Consider the following 26,748-nt stretch of genomic DNA (forward strand, 5'->3'; position numbering starts at 1 on the left):
CATTGGAGGCTATTTGCTAATATGTCCCTAAGTTGACGCTAGGTTGACCACATTGAGGTCTGACCGATGTTACATCCGTCAAGACGTGCTGCCTCTTCCAGATCTTTCGGAAGTCCCATATAAGCCTGTTTGAGGAGAAATGTACCAAATGCAGTAACAATACCGGGAAATACCAAGGCAAAAATGGTATTGAGCATTCCCATTTTGCTTACCATTAAGTACTGTGGGATAATGAAAATCTGTCCAGGAACCATCATCTGGAAAAGGACCAGAGAGAACATCAGGTTTTTCCCCCTGAAGTTCAGACGTCCAAATGCATAGCCTGCCAGTGTTGCTGTCAGAACCGCACATACAACACGACCCAGAATCAGAAGTAAGGTATTGATATACAGATGTAAGAAATCCATATTTGCGCTTACTTCTCTAAAACTGTCCCATCTCCATGTAGACGGGAGGATTACGAACGGGTTGACAGAGGTTGCCTCTGTCATAGTTTTGAAAGCTGTCAGAATCATCCATAAGAAAGGAACCAGCATGGTAATAGATACCAGTATCAGGATAACATGGATCAGAACTCTGTTTGCTTTATCTCTTGCTGACATAATTATCCCTCCTTAGTTATAATGAACCCACTTCTTCTGCGCAATATTCTGGAATACTGTCATGATCATAATTACAACCAGAAGAAGTACGACGATTGTTGAACCATAACCTTTGTTATTCTGTACAAAGGAATTCTGGTAGAACAGGTAAACAAGTGACTGTGTTTTGTAAAGTGCAGGACTGTTTCTGTCCATAACCATGAAGATCAGGTCGAATACCTGCATGGCACCGATGACACGGGTAACCATTACAAAGAAGATGGTCGGTGAAAGCAGCGGGATTGTAATGTGGAAGAACTGTTTGATTCCGGTTGCTCCGTCAATGCTTGCTGCTTCATAATAATCTCTTGGGATTTCCTGCAGACCTGATAGGAAAAGTACCATATTGTAGCCAATGATGGACCATACACCGATCACTGCGATCGCATAGACTGCAATCTTCGGATCAGAAATCCAGTTAATCTTTGTATGAAAAATGTGATTGAGAAGACCAAACTCTGAGTTAAACAGCCATCTCCATACCATGGCGATCGCAGCCGGAGCAGCAACCATAGGCAGGAAGAAAATAGTTCTGTAAACAGCACGGCCTTTCATTTTACGGTTTAATAAAACTGCCAGTACAAGTGCGATAGCAATGGAAAACGGAACTTCCACAATGGCATATTTAAATGTATTTAATAATGCCTGCCATACTTCCGCATCGTGGAACAGCTTTACATAATTGTCAAAACCAATGAAGATATTTCCCTTACCGAAATCTCCGGTCTTGAAAAAGCTCTCATAAATGGTCTTAAAAATCGGATAGATATTTAAGATGATCAGACCAAGCATTGTAGGAAGAATGAACGCCCATCCCCAGATGAATTCATTCCGCGCCTGACTGGTACCTTTTTTTGGATTTGCCACGGCTCTCACTCCTTCTTATCATAGAATTTTGTTGCTGATTTGAATGGAAAACTGCCGCATATGAGCATACCCTTTGTGACTCCTGTGGTTATCACATGATCGGAATCTTTTCTGCGGCAGCTTTTCCGTTTCTTATTTTTTATGAATGGTTTTGTTAAACATTAATTAATAGGACTCTTCTGCGATGGCATCGTTCATAATAGTAACGATATTCTTGCATGCATCATCCATGCTTTCCTCATCATTCCATGGTTTCTTCAGTTCTTCGCACATTGGGTTCCACCATGCAAGTGTTGCATTTGTGTGTGGTCTGAATACGATATTGTCCATTGCATCCATGTATGGCTGTAAGTTAAAGCAATCAACACTGTTAACCCATCCATCGGACATTCCTTCGTAAGCTGCCATTGTTACACCAAGATCAGCCTGTTTCTTCTGCATATCTTTGGAACCGAACCACTCAATAAGCTGGAAAGCTTCGTCCGGCATATCTGTGTTTGCAGATGCTGCCCATCCAAGACCATTGTAAAGAGATACGCTCTCTCCTGTTTCAGCATCTTTCGGAAGTCTTGCCACATCACAGTGTTCTTTGATATAATCGTTGTCTTTGAAAGCAGATACCATCCAGGATCCCTGAGAAATCATAGCTACCTTGCCAGATCCGAAGAGTACGTCTGTACCTGTTTCGGACATTGTAGATGCAGGAGGCATTACATTTTTAACGCATTTGTCAACGAATTCCATTGCTTTGATAGTGTTTGGATCATCAAAACCGGATTTGTTGTCATCTGTCAGTACACGTCCGCCCATGGAGTAAACAATATTCATCCATGTATCCTGCTCGTTAGACGGGTTTGCTGCAAAACCGTACTGGCTTCCGTCTTCTTTTGTAAGTTTCTCTGCAATATCATAGAATTCATCCCATGTCCAGCTTCCGTCCGGATAGTCGATTCCTGCTTCATCAAACATATCTTTGTTGTACCACATAGCAATTGTATCGATGTCCTTCGGTACTGCGTATGTTTTTCCGTCCCACTGATACATTTCTTTGATATCTTCCGGGAATTTGTCCATTTCCAATTTGTCGCTGTCTGCAATCTTGTCTGTCAGATCAAGTAAGATATCATTGGACATATATCTTACAGCTTCATTGGAATGCATCCAGAATACGTCCGGCATGTCTCCGCCTGATGCACCTGCTTCAAGAAGTGTCCAGTAGCTGCTCCACTCTACTACCTGAAGTTCAGTTTTGATTCCGGTCTCTTTTGTAAACTCATCCATAATTTCCTGAAGTCCGGCTTTCTGTCCGTTATCCCAGATTGCAACTGTCAGAGTTTTGTCTTTCGCCTGTGCGCCTACTGGTGCAAGTGCAGTAACTGTCATAGCACCGATCACTGTTGCGACTGTGAGTTTTTTCATGTTTTTTCTCATATACATCCTCCTTTATTCGTCGTTTCGACGTGTTCCTTGTGATTCTTATTATACGTTTTTGTCTATTTTTTTAAATGGACTAATGAAATGAATTTATGTCATAATCGTTATGGAAAAACCGCTGAATTTATGGTAAAATGTCAACAACGACTTGAATTTATGCGTATTTGCAGGATATCAGTCCTTATGTCTTTATATCAACAATATCTGCAATCAAAGAAAATAGAAAAAGGAATTACCCAAATGCCAAATGTAAAATATACGGACAGCGCTACTTTCCGCTGTCTTGAAAATCTGAAAGAAGGCTCCCTTGATATCAGTCTGATCCATACGGGCAAAGAACACTGCCCGCCCGGACATATCTGTTCCATGCCAAGAGATGAGTTCATCATCCATTTTGTGCTGGACGGTACCGGATTCTATTCTGCCGGAGGTCAGACCTGGAGCCTTACTCCCGGACAGATGTTTGTAATTTATCCAAATGAACCAGTCACATACGGTGCTGATGAAACCAATCCCTGGACTTATGCCTGGATTGGTTTTCGCGGAATCCGAGCTCACTCAATGGTAAAAGAATGTGGATTTTCCAAAAATCAATTAGTACTTCCTGCACCGGATCAGAAAATAATCCTGAAACACATCGATTATATGCTGAATCATAAGCAGCTTTCCAAAGCCAATGACCTGAGGCGCCAGGCTTATCTGATCCTGTTGTTAGCCGAGCTTGCCGGCTTTCATGAAAAGCAGTCTGCACAGAACAAAAAAAATGCCAAATATGCCTACAGCACCAGTGTCTACGTGGAGCTTGCCATTGAATATATTAAAGATATGTATCAAAAGGGAATCGGGATTTCTGATATTGCAGATAATATCGGAATCAGCCGTGCCTATCTGAACAGTTCCTTTCAGAAAGAGCTTGGAATGTCCGCACAGACCTTCCTCATTGATTATAAGATGCATAAAGCAGCCAGTCTTCTGGTCAGCACCAGTCTGTCTGTTAAAGAGATTGCTAATAATGTGGGCTATGAAGACCAGCTTGTTTTTTCCAAGGCTTTTAAGAAGAAGTTTGGAATGAGTCCGAAGAATTATAAGACCCATAAAGAAATGATGGATAAATTTAACGAAAAGCAGGTAGACGATCCCGTGTGATCGTTCTGCCTGCTTTTTGTTGATTTTTTATTTCTGTCTATTGCTTTTCGCAACCTCCATAAGGAGCTTACCTGATTCGGTTATTATTTTGCAGTTAAAACATAAATTCTGGACTCATAGTCTGTGCATGGTTCGTCTTCACTTGTAGGTTCACCTGCTGTACAGTCTGTGGTGAGCAGTCCCAGATTCATCAGCTCATCCCCGTAGTTTTCTGTTTCATTATACTCATTTCTGTAGATAAGATCCGGATCCAGTCCCTGAAGCCGCACTCTGGTAAAATCTGCGTTTACTACATTTCTTTCCCTGTACCAGAATACCAGCGCTGTTTTTTTGTCCTCGCTGACTGTCATCCACACAGTTTCATTGCCCTCAAAAGGACTCTTCAGTCTGTAAAAAGTTCCAAACTGGATCAGTTCTCTGTATTCTTTCATAAAGGTAATCTGCTGTTTTACTTCACTGATTTCCTCATCAGACAGTTTATTCAGATCCAGCTCATATCCGAAAGTTCCAAAATAAGCTACATTTGCTCTTGTATGTAACGGAGTTTTGCGGTTTAACTGATGGTTTGGTACTACAGAAACATGACTTCCCATGGAGCTTACCGGATAACACATGCTTGTGCCGTACTGGATTTTCACACGCTCTGCCGCATCTGTATCATCACTGGTCCATCCCTGTGGCGCATAATAAAGGATTCCCGGATCAAAACGTCCGCCACCGCTTGCGCAGGACTCAAAGAGAATCTGCGGAAATGCAGTATTTAACCGCTCATACAGATCATAAACTCCGAGAATATATCTGTGGAACACTTCTCCCTGACGGTCTGCTGGAAGTGCAGCTGAGTAACATTCCGTAATACTTCTGTTCATATCCCATTTGATGTAGGAAACCTTTGCTTCTGAGAGGATTTTGTACATCATCTCATAAATACAGTCCACCACTTCTTTTCTGGAGAAGTCCAGCACATACTGATTTCTGCCATGACAGGAATGCCTCTGGGGTGTCTGCAGAATCCAGTCCGGATGTGCACGGTAAAGGTCGGAATCCTTATTCACCATCTCCGGCTCAAACCACAGACCAAATTTCATACCCATCTCTTCAATCCTGTCTGCGATTCCCTTGATTCCCTGCGGAAGACGCTCTCTGTTTGCCACCCAGTCACCAAGTCCTGCATAATCGTTGCTTCGTGCACCGAACCATCCGTCATCCAGCACAAATAATTCAACACCGCATTCCTTTGCCTTTGCAGCAATTTCCACCAGACGGTCCTCTGTAAAATCAAAATAAGTAGCTTCCCAGTTATTGTTCAGGATTGGCCTGGGACGGTCTCTCCAGTAACCTCTTGCCAGTCTCTTCTGATATAATTTATGGAAGGTCTGGCTCATTCCATTCAGACCCTTATCAGAAAATACTACTACTGCTTCCGGAGTCTGAAAGCTCTCACCACAGTCCAGCTTCCAGTCAAAATTCTGCGGATTGATTCCCACAGTGATACGGGTTGTATCATGAGTATCCACCTCTGCCTGCATTCTGTGATTTCCGCTGTAGATCAGGCTGAATCCCATCACTTCTCCTGCATTTTCTGTTGCCGACGGACGTCGGAGCACAATAAAGGGATTATGTTCATGGGAAGAATTTCCTCTGATGCTTCCCACAGACTGGATTCCCTGCTCTAATCTGCGTTCTTTCACATGACGTTCTCTGGACCATGCACCTGAAAACTGCATCCACACATAATCCTTGTCCGGCAGATCAAGACTGAGGCTCATTGCATTTAACAGATGTACTGATGATGTACCCTCGTTTGTAAATCTGGCACTTCTGGTGATGATTCCCCTCTGTGTAAAAATAGTATAAAGCAATTCCAATACCATTCCTGTTACTTCATCTTTCAATTTTACACATAAGGTCTGGGCTTCTTCGTCTTTCTCAGTATATGTAGCCGGAAGCCCCTGAAGTTTTGGTTTTCCAGCTGCAATTGTATAACTTACATAAGTAAAATCAGAAATCCTGCTGCCGTTTTCCTGAAGGATCTCCACTGCCGGATAACGGTAATCAGAACTACCATACACCGGATATTCCAGTTTCAGATGCTCCAGCGAAAATTTGCGGTTTCCCTCATAAACACAGGCTGTCATTGGTCGCTGCTTCATCTCAAGAAGATATGAAAAATCTTCTCTGTCATGGATTCTTTTCCCAAAATAGAGATTTCCAAGATGTCCATTTGAAAGTACGGTCATAATATAACTGATGTTATTGTTGTATAAATGGAATGTCTTTGAACTTTCGTGAAAAATAATACTCATAACTGTCCCCTTTCTATAATAAATTCAATATACATGAAGTTAGGGGCAAAAGTTTTTTTGACCCTAACTTGATATCACGGATTGCTCCGCGGCTGTGCTGATATCATATACATTATTATAGAGAAAGTTATCCTGAGGCGTTATGGCATTATGTTTGTCTGAACCTTCAAAATGTTAACTGTTGATCAGCTTTTCCAGCCCATCCTCTGACACTTCCAGGTTTCTTCGGTTTTTACTTCTGTCCTGCCTGCGAAACTGAGTTGGTGTCAGTCCTGTTTCATGTTTGAATGCCCTGGCAAATCGTTCTGCATTTCCATAGCCACAGGATTTTCCAATTGATTCTACAGACAGTTCCGTAAGAACCAGCAATTCTCTTGCCCTTGTAATACGGTATTTCTGCAGAAAGTCCTTTGGTGAAATATGAAGTTCATTCATGAAGATTGTGTACAGATAACTGCGGTTAACATTCAAATGCTCTGCCAGTTCCTGTACTCCGATTCCACAGGCATATTCATTTTTTATAAATGCCATGGCTTCTTTGATATATTCTCCATATCCGTTTTCTCTTCCATATTTCTTTTCTCTTGAATTACCCAGATAAGTGTCAATCACTACATCTTTTGTAAGAACTGAAAAGAAATCATATAATCGGCCCTGCAGATAATACAGATTTGAAGTAGTACTTTCTGTATGTTTCAGAATATCCAGCACAATTTTCTTTAACTCTTCTCCACTTTCCGAACGGAAGATCAACTGCTCGCTGTTTAATCCGATATCTCGAATATATTTTCCTGCATTGGTGCCGCCTACTCCGATCCAAAGATAACTCCAGGGATCATCTTTATCTGCCTGATAGAAAGTCTGTGTACCCGGCTCGATCAGAAACCCCTGTCCGGCAGTGAGATAATGTTTTTGTCCGGACACCTGATACATTCCTTTTCCTTTCACTACAAAATGGATCAGATAATGTGGACGGGATGCCGGGCCATAGCAATGCAGCGGCCCGCATTGTGCGTAGCCGCTGTAGCTTAGATAAAATTCTCTGAATTTTGGTTCCTGTAATTGTAAGACATATGAATCTTCCATAATATATAGTCTGCTCTCCTATTTTATAAACAACCATTAACTCCCGGCTATATCATAAGGCCAGTGAACACTCATCTATCTTCTTTAATTCCTCTTCACTGAAGGATGCACTGTCCAGCACTTTCAGATTCTCAAGGATCTGCTGTGGACGGGATGCCCCGATGAGAACGCTGGTTACGATTCCGTCGCGGAGAATCCATTTCAGTGCCATCTGAGCAAGACTTTCGCCTCTCTCTGCTGCAATTGCATTCAGACTGCGGATACTGTTAAGACGTTCCTCACTGAACTGGTCTGCATGGAGAAAACGTCCGTCTGTGTTGACACGGCTGTCTTTTGGGATTCCATTCAGGTATCGGTCTGTGAGCATTCCCTGCGCCAGAGGACTGAAAGAAATAATCCCCTTTCTCTTCTCTGCAGCAGCCTGCTTCAGACCATTTTTCTCAATCGTTCTGTTAAAAATATTATATGAATTCTGATTAATGATAAACGGACAGTGCAGTTCCTCCAGAATATCTGCGGCGCGTTTCATTGTCTCACCATCATAGTTGGAAATTCCAACATACAATGCCTTTCCGCTTCTGACAATCTGTGCCAGAGCCTCCATGGTCTCCTCAAGAGGAGTCTCCGGATCCATTCTGTGATGATAGAAGATATCTACATAATCCAGACCAAGACGTTTCAGGCTCTGGTCAAGACTGGCGATCAGATACTTACGGCTTCCCCAGTTTCCATAAGGTCCCGGCCACATATCATAGCCTGCCTTTGTGCTGACGATCAGCTCATCTCTGTATGCAGAAAATTCCTCTCTCAGGATTTTTCCAAAATTTTCCTCCGCACTTCCAGGCTGTGGGCCATAGTTGTTTGCAAGGTCAAAATGTGTAATTCCATTATCAAATGCTGTGAAGCACATCTGCTTCATATTCTCATAAACACCGGTGTCTCCGAAATTATGCCATAAACCCAGAGATAACTCCGGCAGCATCAGTCCACTGGCACCACAACGGTGATATTTCATAGTTTCATAACGTTTTTCATTTGCCTGATACATAAGATAATTTCCCCTTTTCGTACAGTATGTCAAATCTGAATATTATTGTTACTATTCTCTATCTAAATAGCTCGTCTACGCAATTAACACAGTTATTTACGCAACAATGCATTTGATTTATTCTTTCTCTGTAATCATACATCCTGTTCCACTTATTTTCAACAAATGTATCAGCATTATTTAAAAAGCCACTTTCTGACTGAAAATGGCTTTTTTAACAAATAAACTATATTAAATTCCTTTAAAGCTAAAGGAGAACTCCATCTTTCCGTCTGCATTCAGCAGATATTCCTGATGGGTATATGCTCCCCAGCTGTCGTCACCGCCGATTCCCATCTGGCCTTTGGCTACGCGTACTACTGTGTAATGAATCTGTGGGAGTTCATATGGATGCATGGCATTTTCCATCTCATGTGGAGTGTATGGGAGTGCAGAGAACATCATTGATTCTCTATCCATTTCAAAGTACATTCCTCTGCCCTTGCGATCTGTGACTTTCGCCCAGCGTACTTCCTCTTTTGCTCCACATTCCTGCGGTACCATGTATCTTGCTATGTTGTCCACAATTTTATTCTGGTAAATGCCCAGTTTTGCACCTTTTTTGCGATCTGCATAGGTCTCAGCTTCGCCCAGTCCATACCACTGAACATTGTCGTAATCTGCATTGAATTTGAAAATCACCCCAAATTCCGGCATATCACCAAGTTCTTTTACAGGATCATAAGTTAAAGTTGTCTTCACTTTTCCATCGCCGAATACTTCGTAGGTGAGCTGACACTCACTGGCTGGTGTGGTTGGCATCAGATAGGTAAATGTTACTTTTACAGAGTGGTCTGTTTCTTCTGCCTGTGGTAAATTGGATGGGCCATATGCACCTTTTCTATATTCTTTGTGGCTTAAATACATGCTGGCAATTTTCCACTGTGCGTAGCGCATCTGCATAAGATTTCCACAGTCATTATCTGTTGGTGCACGCCAGAAGTTTGGTTTCGGGATTGCCTCGATCATCTCTTTGCCCGCATATTTGTAAGAAACCAGACCACCATTGAGAACGGAGAATATTACTTCAAAGTGCTCGCCGCGGACACCAATGTTGTGTGTGCTTCGGATGATCTGTGGCTTCTTTACAAACGCATCTGATACACATACATCTTTTTCCGCTGTAATCGCTGTTTCTGCTGAATCTGATTTTCCATCCGGAACATCCTCTTTCACCTGATATACATACTGTCCAAATGCGATCTCATGGCCTGCAGATGCCCACACTTTTTCCTCTTTCAGATGGAAGGAAACAGTGACTGTATATTCTCCGACTGCTTGAGCCTTTCCAAAAGGCAGTTTATATTCTTTCGTACTCAATGGCTCAACTGCTGTTTCCAGTGCTTCTGTACAAATCACTTTTCCATTCTTTGCAAGTATTACCTTACAGTCAAAAATATTTGTGTTTACAAACAGATTCTTGTTAATCACTTTTACTGTATCCGCAGTTACTTCTGCAGTAATATTCTGATAATTAAATTTCACTTCCTGCATCTTTGGAGATGGCTCTCTGTCACCGCCATATGCGATTCCGTTACCACTGAAATTATAGTCTGTAGGGCGTTCTCCGAAATCGCCACCATATGCCTGAAACTCTTTTCCATAGCGGTCTTTCTTATAAATAGACTGGTCAATGTAATCCCAGATAAATCCGCCCTGATATTTGGGCTCTGTATCTGTCAGGTCAGTATATTTGTGCATGGCACCGCAGGAATTTCCCATGGCATGTGTATACTCACAGCAGATAAACGGTTTACTGTCATCCTTTGCCAGAAACTCTTTGATTGCTTCTACAGACGGATACATCTGGCTTTCCATATCACTGGTATCATTATAACTGCGGTCATGGAAAAGTCCCTCATAATGTACCAGACGGGTAGAGTCATTCTTACGGAAAAGCTGAGACATTTCATAGATATCTTTTCCGCCAAAAGATTCATTTCCACAGGACCAGATCAGGATTGCTGGATGATTCTTGTCTCTCTGATACATGGAGTTGGCACGGTCAAGCATCATATACAGCCATTCCGGTTTGTTGTTAGGAACAACATGAGTATAATCCTTTGTAAATTCCGCCACATCCCAGGAGCCATGGGATTCCAGGTTTGTCTCATCGATCATATAAATACCATATTCATCACAGAGTTGATAGATCAGTGATGTATCCGGATAATGACAGGTACGGATGGCATTGATATTATTCTGCTTCATAATGCGAAGATCCTTGCGAAGTTCTTCCTCTGAAACATGTCTTCCGCTGACAGAGCTGAACTCATGACGATTTACGCCCTTAAACACGATACGTTTTCCGTTCAGAGTCATAATACCGTTCTTCATTTCGAAACGGCGGAATCCAACCTTCTGAGGAATCACTTCCTGAATATTTCCTGCTTCGTCATAAAGTTCAATTGTAAGATCATAGAGTTGCGGATCTTCTGCACTCCATAATTTTGGATTATTGATTTTCCATGCAAAACTGTTCTGTACAGTCTTGCTGCTATTTGTTTTCTGAATATAAAATGGCTCTGCATTTGCTTCTTCATTTCCAGCTTCTGTAAGAGATTTTTTCTCTTCCAGCACACATTCTCCATCTTGCTCAAGTCTGAAAACAATGCTTCCTTTTCCCCATGTCTTTACCTTAATTTCAAGATCTGCTACATCCAGATTCTCTTCCGGGATTGCACGGATCTGGAGATCATATGCATGGGTATCTGGAACTGTATAAAGATACACATCTCTGTAAATTCCGGAGAAACGGAAGAAGTCCTGATCTTCGCACCAACTGCTGGAGGTCCATTTGAATACCTGTGCTGCCAGCTTATTCTGTCCATCTTTAAGATAATCTGTCAGTTCAAATTCAGATGGGGTGAAAGAATCCTCACTGTAGCCAACAAAGGCTCCGTTCAGCCACAGTGCAAGTCCGCTCTCTGCTCCCTGGAAAGAAATAAACAACCTCTTTCCCTTCATATGTTCCGGCACTGTAAAATATTTCGCATAGCTTGCAACCGGATTAAATCTCTCAGGAATCTGACCCGGATAAATTTCCTCATGTCCTTCCCATGGATACTGGACATTAGCATACTGGGGTGCATCATATCCTTCCATCTGGATATGTGCAGGTACATGAATGTCATCCCAGTCATAACAGCAGTAGTCCTCTTTCTCAAATCCCTGAACTGCACTTTTGTAATTGCGCGCATAATGAAACTTCCATAAACCGTTCAGACTATAGCGAAAAGAAGTTTCCGTCCCATCCTGCACAGCAGTCTGCATTTCATTCCCATCTCTATAATATACATGATCTGAATGAGCTTCCATTCGGTTATCGCAGAAATACTGTGGATCTTTTACCAGTGAATAATCAAATGCCTTCATACTCTTATGTTCTCCTCATGATTTGTTTTTTTATAACTGTTCTCTCTGCCTGCAATATTACATTTCGCCATGCATTTGTAAAATACTTCCAGCAAAATACTTTATATATGACTTTTTTCATAAAAATATCTTATACGATATTGCCAACAGCCAGTTATCTTTCATAAACAAAATTATAACATTATACCAATCCGCATAGTTTGCATATTTGACTATATAATATTCATTTTCGACTTTTATAGATTGATCCTTCGCAGCATTTTCTCAGCCTGCACAACACTCTCCCAGAAGAGGAATAATCGGACTTCTCTTTTATCCGAAAACTCCCTATACAAAAAAGGCAGGTGATCTTCACCTGCCCCACAATAGCACTGCATTTATTCAGCCTTCCGCTATCTTATTCCCCTTTAGTTTCCTTCTCTGCCATTCTTGAAAACACCATCTCATATCCGTCATTTCCATAATTCAATGAACGATTCACACGACTGATCGTTGCTGTGGAAGCTCCGGTTTTCTCCGAAATATCAAGATAGGTTCTCTTGTCCATCAGCATCTTGGCAACCTCAAAACGCTGTGATAAGGAAAGAAGTTCATTGATCGTGCATACATCTTCAAAGAAAGTATAGCACTCTTCTTTATCCTTCAGGCATAAAATCGCTTCAAAAAGCTGATCTACAGCCTCTGTTCTGATTTTTTTACTCATTTTCATGCTCCTTTTAGAACTCTGTACTTCACTGGACGGACATTTGTCTTTAAAATGTCCGTGTTATATTTCTAACAGTGATATTTTACCACGTTAAATTATAGGAAGCAAGCCTTTAACCTAAAAGAAATTACAGATTTTTTTATTTTCTCACAAAAACCTCTTTCGAAAAGTAAGGCAGATAAAATCATTCTCTTTGCGACACGGCTTTACACCAAATAACTGCTTCTCAGTTTATCAGAATTTACGATTCACATACTTCCTTATTGCATCCACAGACCGATTAAGAACCAGCTCTTCCGGAAAATCCAGTTTCTCCAGCAGATCTCTCGCCCGATCAAACTCCCCGATCAGAAGATCAAAATGAGCATCACTGTCCATCACCACCGGAACCTGATATTTCTTACACAGATTCAGCATCACAGTATCATTCTCCACAGCATTCTGCCGGTTACAGTCCGGATCCATAGAATGATTATTCAATTCCAAAACCTTCCCATATTCCTTCGCACCCTGAATCAGTGCCTCATAATCGATTTCATATCTCCCATCATCCGGATGCCCGATAATATTTACATACGGATTCTTCATCACATTCAGATAGCTTTCTGTATTCTCCAGCTTAGATCCCGGCTTCATGCATGGCATATGCAGACTGGCGATCACCACATCCATCCTCTCCAACGTCCGCTGCACCAGATCCACAGTCCCCTGTGCATCCAGAATATTCACCTCAGACCCCAGAAGAAGCTGAATCCCATACATCTCCCTGGGCACAATTTTCAGATTCTCAAAATAATACTTATGACAGGTCCCCGGCATAGCAGGCGCATGCTCCGTAATCCCCAGAACCTCCAGTCCCTTATCTGCAGCCGCTTTCGCCATCTCCCTCAGAGAACAATATGCATGACCACTCACCAAAGTATGTGTATGCAGATCCAACACTGAATTATATCTCATAACAACCCACTCCTCACTTCGTACAATATTCCCCCTCATTATACGACCATCCTTCTACCTCCACAAGCAAATTTTCCGTCCACCCATTTTTATCGTCCATTTTTACTCAATCCAATACCCCAAAAATCGCCAGCAGCCAGCGCAGAAAAATAGTGTGTTTGATGTGCATTTGCAGGTATCTTAGATATTCTTAGGTCAAAAAAATCTGCGTTATGAGCCGGCTGCATCACTGTCTGAGCGGAGTCTGCGACGGAGCGAGTTTGAGAAGCCGGCTCATGCCTTTAGCAGATTTTCTTGGCCTTAGAATATTTTAGATGCCGAAACCGCACATCAAACACACTATTTTTCTGCGCGTCCCCTGTCAAGTCAAACAGATATTCGCAATTAAAGCAGGAGACTTACTTGATTCGGTAAAAAAACAGGGCCTGCACCCTGCAAGCCCTGCAAAAAATTTCCATTTAAGAATGAATATACAATTTTTATTTTACGATAAAAGATTTTCTCTTACTAACAACATCAAAGATAACTGCTGCCAGCAGAACCAGACCTTTAACAACCTTCTGCAGGTTCTGGTCAATACCCATGATACTCATACCTAAGTTCAGAACACCCATCAGCAATGCACCAATGATAACCCCCGGAACTGTACCGGTTCCGCCATAAGCAGAAGCACCACCAATAAAACAAGCACCGATAGCATCCATCTCAAAGTTTGTACCTGCCTGAGGATTGGCAGAATTCAGACGGGCCATAGTAACCATACCTGCAATAGCAGCCAGAAGACCCATATTCAGATAAGCAAGGAAATAAACCTTATTTGTATTAATACCGGAAAGCTTTGTAGCCTTCTCATTACCGCCAACTGCATAGAAATAACGTCCTGTAGTTGTCTTGGAAGCAATATATGTATAGATTGCAATAATCACAGCTACCCAGATCAGAGAATTCGGAATACCTTTATACTGAGCCAGACGGAACATAAAAGCAATAACAACTGCACAGATCAGAATCATCTTAACTGCAACGCCACCAAAAGCATCTACACTGTACCCTTTCTTCACACGATCTGCACGATTCTTCAGAACAAGCAACACATATACAATACAAACAATAATACCAACTACAAAACAGATAAGATTAAATCCCTCTTTCCCAAATGGATCCGGAATATAATTGTTAAACAGTGCCAGGTAAGAATCAGGCATTGGTGCCAGTGTCTGTCCCTGTAAAACTACGTTTGAAAGACCACGGAACGCAAGCATACCAGCCAGAGTTACAATAAACGGTGGGATTCTTACATATGCAATCCAGAATCCCTGCCATGCACCGATGGCAATACCTGTAAGCAACATAACCAGCATTGTAAGATATGGGTTCATACTGTTGAGAACCATCATCTTACCGCCAACTGCTGCTACAAAACATACAACAGAACCAACAGAAAGGTCAATATTACCACCAGTCAGAATACAGAACAACATACCTGTTGCAAGGATAAATACATACGCATTCTGGGCTACAAGGTTATTCACATTCTGAGGAAGAAGCATAACCCCCTTTGTGTTTACAGCAAACATGATAACTACCAGAACAAGAACAAGCACCATGGTATATTTCTTTAATATCTCTGAAAAACTAATCTTTTTTTCCATCTTTATTACGCTCCTTTTCCTGATTTTACGATCTTGGACATGATCAGTTCTGATGTGGCCTCTTCTTTGCCGACCTCACCTACGAACTTGCCCTCATTCATGATATAGATTCTATCTGACATTCCAAGTACTTCCGGAAGTTCAGAAGAAATCATGATGACAGATTTTCCTGCTGCTACCAGATCGTTAATAATACAGTAAATTTCGTATTTCGCACCTACGTCAATACCACGGGTAGGCTCATCAAGGATCAGAATATCCGGTTCTGTAAACATCCATTTTGCAAGAAGGACTTTCTGCTGGTTACCACCACTTAAGTTGCCTACATTCTGCTCGACAGACGGACATTTTGTTTTCAACTTCTTTCTGTAATCCTCTGCCACCGCATATTCTTTATCTGCGTCAATAACCTTTCCATTACTGACTCCCTTCATATTTGCAAGAGAAGTATTCATCTTAATGGATTTGGAAAGGATCAGACCATTTCCTTTTCTGTCCTCTGTGACATAAGCAAGCTTGTTATCGATTGCTTCCTGTACAGTATTCAGCTTTACTTCTTTTCCGTTCATAAATACCTGACCGGAAATCTTAGTTCCATAACTTTTTCCAAAAATACTCATTGCAAGCTCTGTACGTCCTGCACCCATAAGTCCGGAGATACCTACTACTTCGCCCTTATGCACCTTAAATGATACATTATCTACTACTTTTCGCTCTGAGTACAGCGGATGATAGACATTCCAGTTCTTAACCTCCATGGAAACATCCCCGATCTTTACATCCGGACGTTTCGGGAATCGATCTGTCATCTCACGACCTACCATACCCTGAATAATACGCTGCTCGGAAAAGTCATCTTTTTTCTTATCCAGAGTCTCGATAGTAGAACCATCACGGATAACTGTAATCTTATCCGCAACATAAGAAATTTCATTTAATTTATGGGAAATGATAATAGATGTCATACCCTGTTCCTTAAACTTCAGAAGCAGTTCCAACAAAGCCTGAGAATCATCCTCATTTAAGGATGCAGTAGGCTCGTCCAGGATCAGAAGCTTAGCATTTTTTGCCAGTGCCTTGGCGATTTCTACCAGCTGCTGTTTACCTACGCCAATATCCTTGATCAAAGTTCTGGAGGATTCTTCAAGTCCTACTATTTTCAGATATTTATCTGCTTCTCCGTAGGTTTCATTCCAGTTAATAGATAATGAACTTCCTCTTTCATTGCCCAGATACATATTTTCACCGATCGTCATATATGGGATCAGCGCCAGTTCCTGGTGAATGATTACAATTCCTTTTTCTTCACTGTCTTTAATTGTATTGAATTTACAGATTTCACCGTTATAAATAATATTACCATCGTATGTTCCATACGGATAAATACCACTTAATACATTCATCAGGGTAGATTTACCGGCTCCATTTTCACCGACCAGAGCATGGATCTCGCCCTCTTCCACCTGAAGATTAACGTTATCCAGTGCTTTTACACCTGGGAAAGTTTTGGTAATATTTTTCATTTCCAGAAGTATCTTAGCCAATTTTGTTTCCCTCCCTTTTATAAATCATGCCTGCGACGGGCAGCCCTATAGCAATCCCAGGAAATACTGAATTACATTATTTTCTGGGATTGCTATAGATTAACACAGGCGGGTGGTATTCCCGCCTGTATGATCAATTTTTATTACTTAATCTGATCTTCTGTATAGTATCCGGAATCGATCAGCATTTCTTTGTAATTGTCAACCGTGACAACAACCGGATCGCAAAGGTATGTCGGGATAACACCTGTGCCATTATCATAGGATTCTGTATCATTAATTTCCGGTTCTTCACCTTTCATGATGGAATCAACCATTCCAACAACTGCTGTTGCAAGAGCACGTGTATCCTTGAATACGGACATAGCCTGTTTTCCTGCTACAAGGTTCTTAACATTTGGTGTATCACAGTCCTGACCTGTGATGATCGGATATTCTCCTGTGTAGGAAGCTGCAAGAGCATTTTCTACGCCAAGTGCTGTAGAGTCATTGGAGCAGAGAACTGCGTCAAGGTTGGAGCCATCTGAGTAGTTACCTGCGATAATTGTATCCATTCTGTCCTGAGCCTTTGCACTGTCCCAGTTAGCAGTTGCAACCTGCTCAAATTCTGTCTGTCCGGATTTAACTACCAGCTTACCTTCGTCAATATATTTCTGAAGTACATCCATTGCTCCGCCGAAGAAGAAGTTACAGTTATTGTCACCAGGATCACCTGTGAACAGCTCAATATTAAACGGTCCGTCCTGATTGTCGAGATCAAGTGCATCTACTAAATATTCGCCCTGTTTCTGACCTACCTTGTAATTATCAAATGTTGCATAATAAGTAACTGCATCTGAGTTCATAAGCAGACGGTCATAGGAAATAACCGGGATTCCTGCTTCTTTAGCCTGTTTCAGCGGCTCACCAAGACTGCTTCCGTCGATAGATGCCACAACCAGAAGATCACATCCGTTTGCAACCTGATTCTCAAGCTGTGAAACCTGTGTGCTTACATCGTTGGATGCATACTGAAGGTCTACTTCATAGCCGGCTGCTTCCAGCTCTTTCTTCATGTTCTCGCCATCCTGATTCCATCTCTGAAGATCTTTTGTAGGCATTGTAACACCGATCAGTTTCTTGTCATCCGCTTTAACAGCTACTCCCGGGATAACTACCATTCCAGCTACCATTGATGCACAAAGAATTGCAGATACGACTTTCTTTCTCATTGTAAAAATCCTCCATTTCTTTTTACGTTTCTCACGTTTTCTTGATAACGTTACTATAGCACAGGGCAATCTGGACATGGTTGGCAAGAAACAAGACATTTTAAGAAAAACAAAAAATGCCCTGCACAGGACAGGACATTTTTGTTGCAAGATAATGCTATATACTGATTTACTCTTACCTCTGCAAAAGCAGCCGGATAATCTCTGAATATTTTATTTAACTGTAATCCGCATTCAGATAAACTTCATCTCTGCGGTGGAAACCTCCTTCAATGATCACCTTATCTATATTCTCTTTTGTCACTGCAGTTGGTTCAAGGATGCAGGAAGGAATCTCATAAGTTCCGTCATTTACTGTTTCTGTCACATCTTCCAGTTCTGCAACTCCCTTTCCACTACCCATTTCCACTGCATATTTCGCTGCTTTTCTTGCCAGATCTTCAATTGGTTTAAAAGCAGTCATATACTGTGTTCCTTCTACTATTCTCTGACAGGCTGCAAGATCTCCATCCTGACCTACGACAACCACATTTCCGGCAAGCTGATTCTCTGCCAGTACCTGTACGACCTGACTGGCAATGTCATCATTTCCGCACATAATTCCCTTAACATGAGGATATTTTTCCAGGGCTTCCTCCACATATCCGGCAGCCAGTTCTGCTGTCCAGCCATCACAGTTAGCTTCATAAACCACATGCAGATCTGTGTCTGCAAGCATATCATCAAACCCCTGTTTCACCATCTGGACATTATTATCTGAAGAGGATCCCTGTATCATAAAGACATCTCCTCCCTGAGGAAGTGCATTGACAAGTGCCTGTGCCATGATCTCACCCACCTTACGGTTATCAAAGGAAATGTACAAATCTGTATTGGCATTATTGACCATTCTGTCATAGGAAATAACCGGAATTCCCGCACTCTGTGCCTTCTGTATGGCATCTGAAAGTGCTCCACAGTCTCTTGCGATCACAACGATCACATCCACCTGCTTATTTATAAAGTATTCAATCTGACTGATCTGCTCTTTGACATCTGCACCTGCATCCTGCACATTTACCTCTGCTCCCAGTTCTCTGGCAGTCGCCACAAATACATCTCTGTCGCGGATCCATCTTTCTATAACAAAAGAATCCACTGTAAGTCCGATCTGAACCTTATCCTCTTCCTTATTCTCTTCTGCTGTTTCTTCATTCTTATTCTGTTTTTGTTCTGAAGAGGAACCACATCCTGTCAGCAGTATCATCCCTGTACAAAATGCCAGTATTCCAAGCAGCAGCTTTCCGCAATTCTTTTTTGTCTTATATAATTTCATCAGCCTAACCTCTCTCTGAACTCACTAGGCGTAACTCCTTCATACTTCTTGAAAATCCTGCTGAAGTAATTGGGATCACTGTATCCTGACTGTGCACATATTTCCTTAATGGAAAGTCTGGAATCCTGCAGAAGTTCTCTGGCATTTTTCAGACGTATTTCTGTAAGATATTCAATAAAGTTCTTACCTGTTTCCTGTTTAAAAAGTTTACTGAAATAATACGGACTGATATCTACCTCTCTTGAAACATCATCCAGAGAAATATCCCTGCGGAAATTTTCATTGATATATTCCTTTGCTCTGTCAATAATACTGCCAGCTTCTTTTTCCTTGGAATTCTCCAGTTTCGTACAGATTTCTCTCGTCTTATCCAGAAACCACTTCTTCAGATTTTCTATATCCGTACAGGACTGAAGCTCCCGGATATAGCTTCTCCTGCTGTTAACATTATATTTCAAAGTTCCTGCAAAGAATGCCCTGCGTTCCGCATTCATCACCATCTCCAGGATTTTAATCTCAATGTCTTCTCTTGTGACGGCCTGCTGACTGTGCATCCATTCAAAAAATCCCTCTGCGCAGTTCATCGCTCCCGCAGCATCCTTCTCAAGGATCCTCTTCTGATATCTGATTTCCAGGTCTCTTGGATATTCCCCGTCATATTTCTGTGCCGCCGGTACATCCTCGATATGCACTACATGACTGATGCTCTCTCTCAGTGCGACCACCGCTTCCTTAAAAGATTCCTTCACGCTTCCAAGTTCTTTGACTCTTCCGATTCCACAGCGGAACATACTGTCGATCCGGTTTTCAAATTTATGTACCATATTTCTGGCTCTTGTGACAATTGCAACTCTGTCTTCGTAATCTTCTTTCGCATTTTCATAAGGAACAAGCAGTACGATCCTGTTTCCCATAATAGGACCTACAAGGCATTCAAAGAATCCCTGTGCGATTTCACGAAAAGTAGAATAAAATTTGTTTGCCTTTACACTTGCACCTACTGCATTACTGAGCACCCCATTTTCCATAGAATCTCCAAATTCTATGACCATCATATAACCGTATTTCTGACGGATATCAAGAAGCTGTGTATAATTATCCTGATAAGTAACAAAATCATCCTGCAGAAGAATATTATTGATATATCCACTCTCAATCATAGGTACCACTGTCTCCAGTTTCTCTCTGATCAGGAGATCATCGCTTCTCTTCTGCCGTATCTGATCTACCTTTGTCATCATCTTCGCGCAGGTTTCCAGAATTACTTTCTTATTTACAGGCTTTGTGAGAAACTCCTGAACTCCCAGGTTCACTGCTTCTTTTGCATAATTAAACTTATCATATGCAGTTATGATCACAAAAACTGCTGAGCTGTTAAATTTCTGAATTTCCCTGATTGCCTGGATTCCGCTTATTCCCGGCATCTGGATATCCATAAAACAGATATCCGGCGGATATGCCTGTGCCATCTCCACCACAACTCTGCCTGACTTTGCACAGTGAATTTCACATTCATTTCCATATTCAGTTTCAATAATTTTCTTTAATGATTCCAGCATGATACCTTCATCATCTGCCAGCAAAATTCTATACATCTTCTCTCACTCCCATAATACTTCTCTTAGTTTTCATGCACAGGTATATAGATTACTGCTTCTGTGCCTTTTCCTTCACCTTCACTGTTAATCTCCATAAGCCCTGATTCCTCATAATAAAGTTCCAGACGACTGATCACATTATTCATACCGATTCCTGTAGAATCACCTTCTTCATTTCTGCGCTCTCTGTTTCCTGACAGAACACCCTCTATCTGTTCCTGCGTCATTCCCTTTCCATTATCTTTCACGCTGATACGTATATAATCTGCATCTCCTGTAACTGTGAGATGTATTTTTCCTTCCCATTCAATGTCACGTATTCCATGATTGACTGCATTTTCCACAACCGGCTGCAAGATCATACTTGGCATACGCACATTCTCCAGTGATTCATCCACCTCCTTGCTGAAATGGATATCTCCGGCGAACCGGACATTCAGAATATAAATATAGTTATCAACAGCCTCCAGTTCTTCTCCCAATGTGGCGTCTTCCTGTCCTTTTTTTACATTATAGCGAAAAAAATCCGCCATTTTCTCTACAAAAATCCCGGTCTGCTCTGCATCCTCCATCATTGCAAGCTGTGCTCCTGCATTCAGGGAATTAAACAGAAAGTGCGGATTGATCTGTGACTGAAGATATTTCAGCTGTGCTTCTTTCAGATGATTTTCCATAAGAAGCTCCCTCTCCATCATCTGCTGCTCTTTCTCCATACTTGCTTTCGTCCTTGCCATATACAGATCAAGATTCTCTACCATTGTATTAAACGCTCTGGTTACTGTTCCCAGTTCATCCTGTGCATCTGTATCGTGCATCTTTACATGGAAATTTCCCTGACCTACCAGTTGTGCTGTCTCTGCCATATTTGAAAGGGGAACAAACATATTTCTGGTGGCCTGGATGAGCAGAAGCATTCCACCGGCTACAATTATGATCATAATAACTGAATTGCTTATCTCCAGATATCTCATCACTGCACGAAGTACTGCATAAGTACTGGAGTTCTCCTGAAACATCAGGTTATTCAGTTCGTCAATAGATGACTGGATATATCTGTAAAGCTTTGTTGCATCATCATATTTACGCTTATACTGCTCAACGTTCCTTCCTCGTTTGGCAGCTACCGTTTCCGCAGTACAGTCCAGATATGTTTCCGACATTTTCCGGATATTCCGTTCCAGAAGCTTTACGGGATCATTGATATTATCTTCATTAAGTTTCTCAAGTTCATTTCTGTATTTTGCCTCATTCTGATAATAATCAAGAAGTGTCTGAGAATTCTTAACCTTAAGATACTTATACATATTATCCTGTACTTTCTCAAATACCTGTGAAAGTTCGGTAAGCTCTGCATTACTGGCATAAACATTATCCATCTTTTGCATGGAATTATTGATCCGCACATAAAAAAGCATATTCATGGCAAAAAGAAGGACAGCGATCATACCCACCTCTATAACGATTTTACTGACCAGTGAAAAATCTTTCCAGCGCAGCTGCTTCATCCGGACACCCCCTTCCTTCTCATTTCCCGTACTGCATTTTTGTCCAGGAAATTAATATCTACATTATAATAGGAATTGGTCCTTCCATCCTTCTGATATGCTGTCAGAGCTTCTATACAGTATCTGCCAAGCTGCTCTGTATCCACATCACAGGTAACAGAGATTACTCCCTTTTCCACTGCTGTAAGAATATCTTCGGAACTGTAATATCCTATGATCGTAACCTTTCCTGCAAGATTAAAGTCCAGTACTGCCTGACGTGCGCATTCTGTAGTTTCCTCATCCATACACACAAGAATATCCGGTACTTTATCTCTCTGCTGAAAAATATCTGTTACCGCTTCTTCTGTCTCAAAAGTCCCTGTTAAGCGAAGATTTTTTCCTGTTATCTGGATATTTTGCGAAGGACCCGCCTTTGCCTGGACTGCGTTGCTAATCTGTGTATATATCTGGCTCTGGTTCATATCATCAATATTTTTCTTCAACAGAATAAGAATACTTTCCGTATCCTCAGTCACATATTCCGCTACCTTTTCGCCATAGACACTTCCAAGCTGATAATCACTGACACCCACGAAACTCTGACGCTTGCTGTGAACTGCATCTCCCATTACAGTAACAACCGGAATTCCTTTCTGAACAGCCTCATTTATCTTCGCTTCCAGTCCCTGCTCCCCACTGTATTGCAGGATGATCCCGTCTGAATTTGAAGCAATACTCATATTCATATAATCAAGCTTACTGTAATCGCTCTCTCTTCCACTGCCTCTCAGTTCAAGAATTGCATCATTCTTCTGCGCCCATTCCTGTGCACAATCATAAACCGCTTGCCAGAAAGAAGAATTCGGACTGTCTACGATCATATCGTATTTATATCTACACATAACTTCATTCTTCTCTTTCAGACTACTCCCCCCGGACAGTCCCTCACAATAAGACTCTCCTATCATATAAAAAAGCACTAAAATTCCTGCCAGTGCAAAGAAAACCAGCAGTTTTGTCCGTTTCTTTTTCATCTCAATCTCCGTAAATTCTTTCTTCGATATTTTGCAGAATCTATTATACAATAAATCGGTATGAATTGCTTTATTTTTTTCATATACTGTAATGATTACATCTGCCACCTGCTGTCTCTTTCATTCTGACACAGATATTCACGCCCTGTGTTCCGGAGTCAGAGGGATATTTTTATGAGGAGTATCTTTGCATGAAGCGGACTTTAATATTTTTTGAAATATTATGCATGATTTTTTTTCTGCTCTTTTCTTCTGTTTACAGACGCACACAGTTCCTTACTTCACTGGCAGGTCCCGGTATGCTTTCCCTTGTAAAACAGGCATCTGCAAAAGCTACAGCTTCTGAGAATTTTTCAACTGACACCACCGCCGGGCTTCCCGTCGAAGAACCTCCCAGAATCGCACTGACCTTTGATGACGGTCCTAATGCCCGGTATACCCCCATGCTTCTGGATGGATTAAAAAAAAGAAACATCAGGGCATCTTTCTTTCTGATAGGCGAGAACATTGAAGGAAACGAAGATATACTCCTGCAAATGCGAAAAGACGGACATCTTATCGGAAATCACACCTGGGATCATGTACAGCTTGACAAGATCCCGGCGGAGAAGGCCCGACTGGAAATTGAAAAAACAAATAACAAAATCTATGAAGCTTCCGGAATTTACCCTTCTTATGTGCGACCGCCTTTCGGCGCATGGATCAAGGATATGGAACTTTCTGTCACCATGCTTCCCGTATTCTGGGATGTAGACACTCTGGACTGGCAAAGCAAAAACATCGATTCTATCCTGTCTATCGCCCAGAAACAGGTGCATGACGGTTCTATCATCCTGATGCATGACGGCTATCAGACATCTGTGGATGCAGCCCTGAAAATCGCTGATCTTTTTACTGAAAAAGGCTATGTTTTTGTCACTGCAGACCAGCTCCTGCTCACATAAAAGATTTGCTTTTTCCTGCCTGATTCGTTATACTGTTATACAAAGCTTGTACAGATTTCTCTGTAGCAGGATTATCCGCAGAGTATGCTGTACATCATTATATACAAAAGGAGTAATTAAACGAATGGACAGACTATTTAACATGGACAACAAATTCTTCACCGTCATGGGACGCGTGGCTGATCTTATTATGCTTAATGTGGTCTTTCTGATCTGTTGTCTGCCAATCGTGACTATTGGTGCGTCACTGACTGCACTCCACTATGTCACACTTAAAATGGCACGTAACGAAGAATCTTATATTATCAGAAGCTTCTTCAAATCCTTTAAGCAGAACTTCAAACAGGCAACTGTCATCAATCTTATCATGCTTGCAGTTGCAACTATCCTTTACATGGATCTGCGTATTGTAGGTAATATCGACGGAACAATGTCTCAGGTATTGTATATCGTTTTCTTTGCATTTGGTATCCTTTATATGATGGTATTTCTGTATATTTATCCGGTGCTTGCCAAATTCTACAACTCCATCAAAAACACCTTCCGCAATGCATTCCTGATGGCTATCCGTCATCTTCCATATACAGTCCTGATGGCAGTCATCACTCTGTTACCTGCAGGCGTGTTTTTTATCAAAAGTTTCCGCATACAGTCCATGGCCATCATGCTCCTGTGCATGTTTGGATTTGCACTGGAGGCATTTATCAACGGACATTTTCTGGTAAAGATTTTTGATAATTATATTCCGGCTGATGCAGATACCCAGGATACAGACCTTCAGAACGGAAACTCTGCTGAAACTTCATCAGCAGAAAATGATCACACAGTATGACCAAATGGGGAGAGAAACCATACCACTCTCTGGACTATATGCTGAGAGAGCGGTTTGGAGAAAAGGTTTATAAGGTCACGCTAAATGGCGGCATGTCCTGTCCCAACAGGGACGGTAAGATTGGAACCCGCGGCTGCATCTTCTGCAGCGCAGGAGGAAGCGGAGATTTCGCTGCAGATGCCGCACTTTCCATCACTGACCAGATAGAAAGCCAGATCAGTATCCTTTCACAGAAACGTCCGATTCATAAATATATTGCCTATTTCCAGGCGTACACAAATACCTACGCACCTGTGGAATATCTGGAGAAAATTTTTACAGAAGCAATCTCTCATCCAAAGATAGTTGCTCTTTCCATCGGCACCAGACCAGACTGCCTCAGTCCTGAAATCGTGACACTTTTGTCCCGGTTAAATAAACAGAAACCTGTCTGGATTGAACTTGGACTTCAGACGATCCATGAGTCCACTGCCAGGTATATCCGAAGGGGATATCCTCTCTGCGTTTTTGATGATGCCGTAAAACGCCTGCGAAAAGAAAATATCGAAGTAATCGTGCATACAATCCTCGGATTGCCCGGTGAAAACACAGCAGATATTCTGAAAACTATGGAATACCTCAACCATATGGATATTCAGGGAATCAAACTGCAGTTACTTCATGTGCTTCGCGGCACTGATCTGGCAGCAGATTACGAGAAAGGACTGTTTCAGACTTACGAACGGGATGAATACATCTCTCTCCTTATAAACTGTCTGGAACATCTCAGACCGGATATGGTTATACACCGCATCACAGGCGACGGCCCCAAAGATCTGCTGATCGCACCACTGTGGGCAAGCCGTAAACGTGAAGTATTAAATATGCTGCATCACAGGATGAAAGAAGAACAAAGCTACCAGGGAAGACTGTTTTCACACTAAAAGATTCTCTGCTACTCTATGCAAAGGAGGGATAAAATGGCAACACCATTCACAGTTTACAAATTAATCGTGTTATACATGCTTCAGAATACCGAAAATACCCTGACAAATTCGCAGATTTCAGAATTTATCCTGGACCGGGAATATACAAACTATTTCCATCTCCAGCAGGCAATCTCAGAACTGGTAGAGGCAGAACTGATCACCATGGACACCCGTTCCAATGTCTCCCATTACCGGATTACCGAAGATGGCATAAAGACTCTCTCCTTTTTCCAGAAAGATCTCTCTCCTGAGATCAAACAGGAAGTCAGAGAATACCTGAAATCTACCGGCTTCAAAGCCCAGGAGCGAATCGTCACTCCTGCCGATTATTACATCACCAAACAGGGAACCTATTCTGTAAGATGCCAGCTCATCGAAAAGGGCAACTCCCTCATCGACCTGAACATCGCAGCTCCTAACCTTGAGGCAGCACAGTCGATCTGTAAAAAATGGTCCACACATTACCAGGAAATATACGGTAAAATAATGGAAGAGCTCTTATAATGCTCTTCCTTTTTATTTCCTAATCTTTACAAAAAAACAGGGATACGTTATACT

At 41.7% G+C, this 26,748-nt stretch carries 20 protein-coding genes and 1 pseudogene; 5 read left to right on the plus strand and 16 right to left on the minus strand.

Features of this window, described 5'->3' with window-relative positions; all coding sequences use genetic code 11:
• Window positions 1–47: 47 nt before the first annotated feature.
• The 3 genes and pseudogenes from LJE11_RS05645 to LJE11_RS05655 all read right to left on the minus strand — a co-directional run.
• Window positions 48–602, minus strand: a pseudogene (locus LJE11_RS05645) (carbohydrate ABC transporter permease); the annotation flags it as partial.
• A gap of 12 nt (window positions 603–614) precedes the next feature.
• Complete coding sequence (locus tag LJE11_RS05650) at window positions 615–1,508, minus strand: carbohydrate ABC transporter permease (RefSeq protein ID WP_020993601.1); 894 nt, start codon at window positions 1,506–1,508, stop codon at window positions 615–617.
• Window positions 1,509–1,673: 165 nt separating this feature from the next.
• A complete protein-coding gene (locus LJE11_RS05655) occupies window positions 1,674–2,939 on the minus strand; it encodes an ABC transporter substrate-binding protein (RefSeq protein ID WP_020993602.1) in 1,266 nt (421 codons plus the stop codon).
• A 243-nt stretch (window positions 2,940–3,182) separates the two neighbouring features.
• Here LJE11_RS05655 and LJE11_RS05660 point away from each other — a divergent pair, with 243 nt between their 5' ends.
• A complete protein-coding gene (locus LJE11_RS05660; RefSeq protein ID WP_008706567.1) occupies window positions 3,183–4,088 on the plus strand; it encodes an AraC family transcriptional regulator in 906 nt (301 codons plus the stop codon).
• A gap of 83 nt (window positions 4,089–4,171) precedes the next feature.
• On the opposite strand, the gene LJE11_RS05665 is transcribed toward LJE11_RS05660, so the two are convergent.
• The 13 genes from LJE11_RS05665 to LJE11_RS05725 form a co-directional block, all read right to left on the minus strand.
• A complete protein-coding gene (locus LJE11_RS05665) occupies window positions 4,172–6,394 on the minus strand; it encodes an alpha-galactosidase (RefSeq protein WP_008706565.1) in 2,223 nt (740 codons plus the stop codon).
• A 174-nt stretch (window positions 6,395–6,568) separates the two neighbouring features.
• Window positions 6,569–7,480 carry an AraC family transcriptional regulator gene (locus tag LJE11_RS05670; protein ID WP_008706563.1) on the minus strand — a complete coding sequence of 304 codons (912 nt, stop codon included), beginning with the start codon at window positions 7,478–7,480 and terminating at the stop codon, window positions 6,569–6,571.
• A gap of 52 nt (window positions 7,481–7,532) precedes the next feature.
• Window positions 7,533–8,528, minus strand: coding sequence for an L-glyceraldehyde 3-phosphate reductase (mgrA, locus tag LJE11_RS05675; protein WP_008706560.1), 996 nt, complete (start codon window positions 8,526–8,528; stop codon window positions 7,533–7,535).
• Window positions 8,529–8,759: 231 nt separating this feature from the next.
• Window positions 8,760–11,942, minus strand: coding sequence for a glycoside hydrolase family 2 TIM barrel-domain containing protein (locus LJE11_RS05680; protein ID WP_120062124.1), 3,183 nt, complete (start codon window positions 11,940–11,942; stop codon window positions 8,760–8,762).
• A 397-nt stretch (window positions 11,943–12,339) separates the two neighbouring features.
• Window positions 12,340–12,645 carry a YerC/YecD family TrpR-related protein gene (locus tag LJE11_RS05685; RefSeq protein WP_008706557.1) on the minus strand — a complete coding sequence of 102 codons (306 nt, stop codon included), beginning with the start codon at window positions 12,643–12,645 and terminating at the stop codon, window positions 12,340–12,342.
• Window positions 12,646–12,882: 237 nt separating this feature from the next.
• Window positions 12,883–13,605 carry a phosphatase gene (locus LJE11_RS05690; protein WP_055059356.1) on the minus strand — a complete coding sequence of 241 codons (723 nt, stop codon included), beginning with the start codon at window positions 13,603–13,605 and terminating at the stop codon, window positions 12,883–12,885.
• A gap of 479 nt (window positions 13,606–14,084) precedes the next feature.
• Complete coding sequence (gene mmsB, locus LJE11_RS05695) at window positions 14,085–15,257, minus strand: multiple monosaccharide ABC transporter permease (RefSeq protein WP_025578094.1); 1,173 nt, start codon at window positions 15,255–15,257, stop codon at window positions 14,085–14,087.
• Window positions 15,258–15,262: 5 nt separating this feature from the next.
• Window positions 15,263–16,801: a multiple monosaccharide ABC transporter ATP-binding protein gene (gene mmsA / locus LJE11_RS05700; RefSeq protein WP_118569026.1), complete on the minus strand. Its 1,539-nt coding sequence runs from the start codon at window positions 16,799–16,801 to the stop codon at window positions 15,263–15,265.
• Window positions 16,802–16,944: 143 nt separating this feature from the next.
• Window positions 16,945–17,961 (minus strand): multiple monosaccharide ABC transporter substrate-binding protein, encoded by a 1,017-nt coding sequence (gene chvE, locus LJE11_RS05705; RefSeq protein ID WP_420313643.1) that lies wholly within the window; start codon window positions 17,959–17,961, stop codon window positions 16,945–16,947.
• A 268-nt stretch (window positions 17,962–18,229) separates the two neighbouring features.
• The gene (locus LJE11_RS05710) at window positions 18,230–19,327 is read right to left on the minus strand and encodes a sugar ABC transporter substrate-binding protein (protein ID WP_020993603.1); all 1,098 of its coding nucleotides are present in this window, start codon (window positions 19,325–19,327) and stop codon (window positions 18,230–18,232) included.
• On the minus strand, window positions 19,327–20,922 hold the full coding sequence (locus LJE11_RS05715) for a helix-turn-helix domain-containing protein (protein WP_055052672.1): 1,596 nt from the start codon (window positions 20,920–20,922) through the stop codon (window positions 19,327–19,329). Before LJE11_RS05715 ends, LJE11_RS05710 begins: the two co-directional genes overlap by 1 nt.
• 26 nt (window positions 20,923–20,948) lie before the next feature.
• A complete protein-coding gene (locus LJE11_RS05720; protein WP_055059352.1) occupies window positions 20,949–22,430 on the minus strand; it encodes a sensor histidine kinase in 1,482 nt (493 codons plus the stop codon).
• Entirely contained in the window at window positions 22,427–23,554 is a 1,128-nt protein-coding gene (locus LJE11_RS05725) for a sugar ABC transporter substrate-binding protein (protein ID WP_227295624.1), read from the minus strand. Before LJE11_RS05725 ends, LJE11_RS05720 begins: the two co-directional genes overlap by 4 nt.
• Before the next feature lie 83 nt (window positions 23,555–23,637).
• Between LJE11_RS05725 and LJE11_RS05730 the strand changes: the two genes are divergently transcribed.
• From LJE11_RS05730 to LJE11_RS05745, 4 genes are all read left to right on the plus strand, one after another.
• Window positions 23,638–24,390 carry a polysaccharide deacetylase family protein gene (locus LJE11_RS05730; RefSeq protein ID WP_227295635.1) on the plus strand — a complete coding sequence of 251 codons (753 nt, stop codon included), beginning with the start codon at window positions 23,638–23,640 and terminating at the stop codon, window positions 24,388–24,390.
• Window positions 24,391–24,514: 124 nt separating this feature from the next.
• The gene (locus tag LJE11_RS05735) at window positions 24,515–25,222 is read left to right on the plus strand and encodes a YesL family protein (protein WP_165858215.1); all 708 of its coding nucleotides are present in this window, start codon (window positions 24,515–24,517) and stop codon (window positions 25,220–25,222) included.
• Window positions 25,219–26,145, plus strand: coding sequence for a TIGR01212 family radical SAM protein (locus LJE11_RS05740; RefSeq protein ID WP_118565978.1), 927 nt, complete (start codon window positions 25,219–25,221; stop codon window positions 26,143–26,145). The genes LJE11_RS05735 and LJE11_RS05740 overlap by 4 nt, the downstream gene beginning before the upstream one ends.
• A 36-nt stretch (window positions 26,146–26,181) precedes the next feature.
• Window positions 26,182–26,694, plus strand: coding sequence for a DUF4364 family protein (locus LJE11_RS05745; RefSeq protein WP_008706534.1), 513 nt, complete (start codon window positions 26,182–26,184; stop codon window positions 26,692–26,694).
• Window positions 26,695–26,748 lie beyond the last annotated feature (54 nt).

The sequence above is a fragment of the Blautia sp. DFI.1.216 genome, assembly GCF_020594215.1.
In the GTDB taxonomy this organism is placed as follows: domain Bacteria; phylum Bacillota; class Clostridia; order Lachnospirales; family Lachnospiraceae; genus Blautia_A; species Blautia_A wexlerae.

What these genes read in the sequence shown, in the direction of transcription:
- LJE11_RS05655 (WP_020993602.1), bottom strand. Translation starts at nt 2,939, where the DNA reads ATGAGAAAAAACATGAAAAAACTCACAGTCGCAACAGTGATCGGTGCT.
- LJE11_RS05660 (WP_008706567.1), top strand. Translation starts at nt 3,183, where the DNA reads ATGCCAAATGTAAAATATACGGACAGCGCTACTTTCCGCTGTCTTGAA.
- LJE11_RS05665 (WP_008706565.1), bottom strand. Translation starts at nt 6,394, where the DNA reads ATGAGTATTATTTTTCACGAAAGTTCAAAGACATTCCATTTATACAAC.
- LJE11_RS05670 (WP_008706563.1), bottom strand. Translation starts at nt 7,480, where the DNA reads ATGGAAGATTCATATGTCTTACAATTACAGGAACCAAAATTCAGAGAA.
- mgrA (WP_008706560.1), bottom strand. Translation starts at nt 8,528, where the DNA reads ATGTATCAGGCAAATGAAAAACGTTATGAAACTATGAAATATCACCGT.
- LJE11_RS05680 (WP_120062124.1), bottom strand. Translation starts at nt 11,942, where the DNA reads ATGAAGGCATTTGATTATTCACTGGTAAAAGATCCACAGTATTTCTGC.
- LJE11_RS05685 (WP_008706557.1), bottom strand. Translation starts at nt 12,645, where the DNA reads ATGAGTAAAAAAATCAGAACAGAGGCTGTAGATCAGCTTTTTGAAGCG.
- LJE11_RS05690 (WP_055059356.1), bottom strand. Translation starts at nt 13,605, where the DNA reads ATGAGATATAATTCAGTGTTGGATCTGCATACACATACTTTGGTGAGT.
- mmsB (WP_025578094.1), bottom strand. Translation starts at nt 15,257, where the DNA reads ATGGAAAAAAAGATTAGTTTTTCAGAGATATTAAAGAAATATACCATG.
- chvE (WP_420313643.1), bottom strand. Translation starts at nt 17,961, where the DNA reads ATGGTAGTTATCCCGGGAGTAGCTGTTAAAGCGGATGACAAGAAACTG.
- LJE11_RS05710 (WP_020993603.1), bottom strand. Translation starts at nt 19,327, where the DNA reads ATGAAATTATATAAGACAAAAAAGAATTGCGGAAAGCTGCTGCTTGGA.
- LJE11_RS05715 (WP_055052672.1), bottom strand. Translation starts at nt 20,922, where the DNA reads ATGTATAGAATTTTGCTGGCAGATGATGAAGGTATCATGCTGGAATCA.
- LJE11_RS05720 (WP_055059352.1), bottom strand. Translation starts at nt 22,430, where the DNA reads ATGAAGCAGCTGCGCTGGAAAGATTTTTCACTGGTCAGTAAAATCGTT.
- LJE11_RS05730 (WP_227295635.1), top strand. Translation starts at nt 23,638, where the DNA reads ATGAAGCGGACTTTAATATTTTTTGAAATATTATGCATGATTTTTTTT.
- LJE11_RS05735 (WP_165858215.1), top strand. Translation starts at nt 24,515, where the DNA reads ATGGACAGACTATTTAACATGGACAACAAATTCTTCACCGTCATGGGA.
- LJE11_RS05740 (WP_118565978.1), top strand. Translation starts at nt 25,219, where the DNA reads ATGACCAAATGGGGAGAGAAACCATACCACTCTCTGGACTATATGCTG.
- LJE11_RS05745 (WP_008706534.1), top strand. Translation starts at nt 26,182, where the DNA reads ATGGCAACACCATTCACAGTTTACAAATTAATCGTGTTATACATGCTT.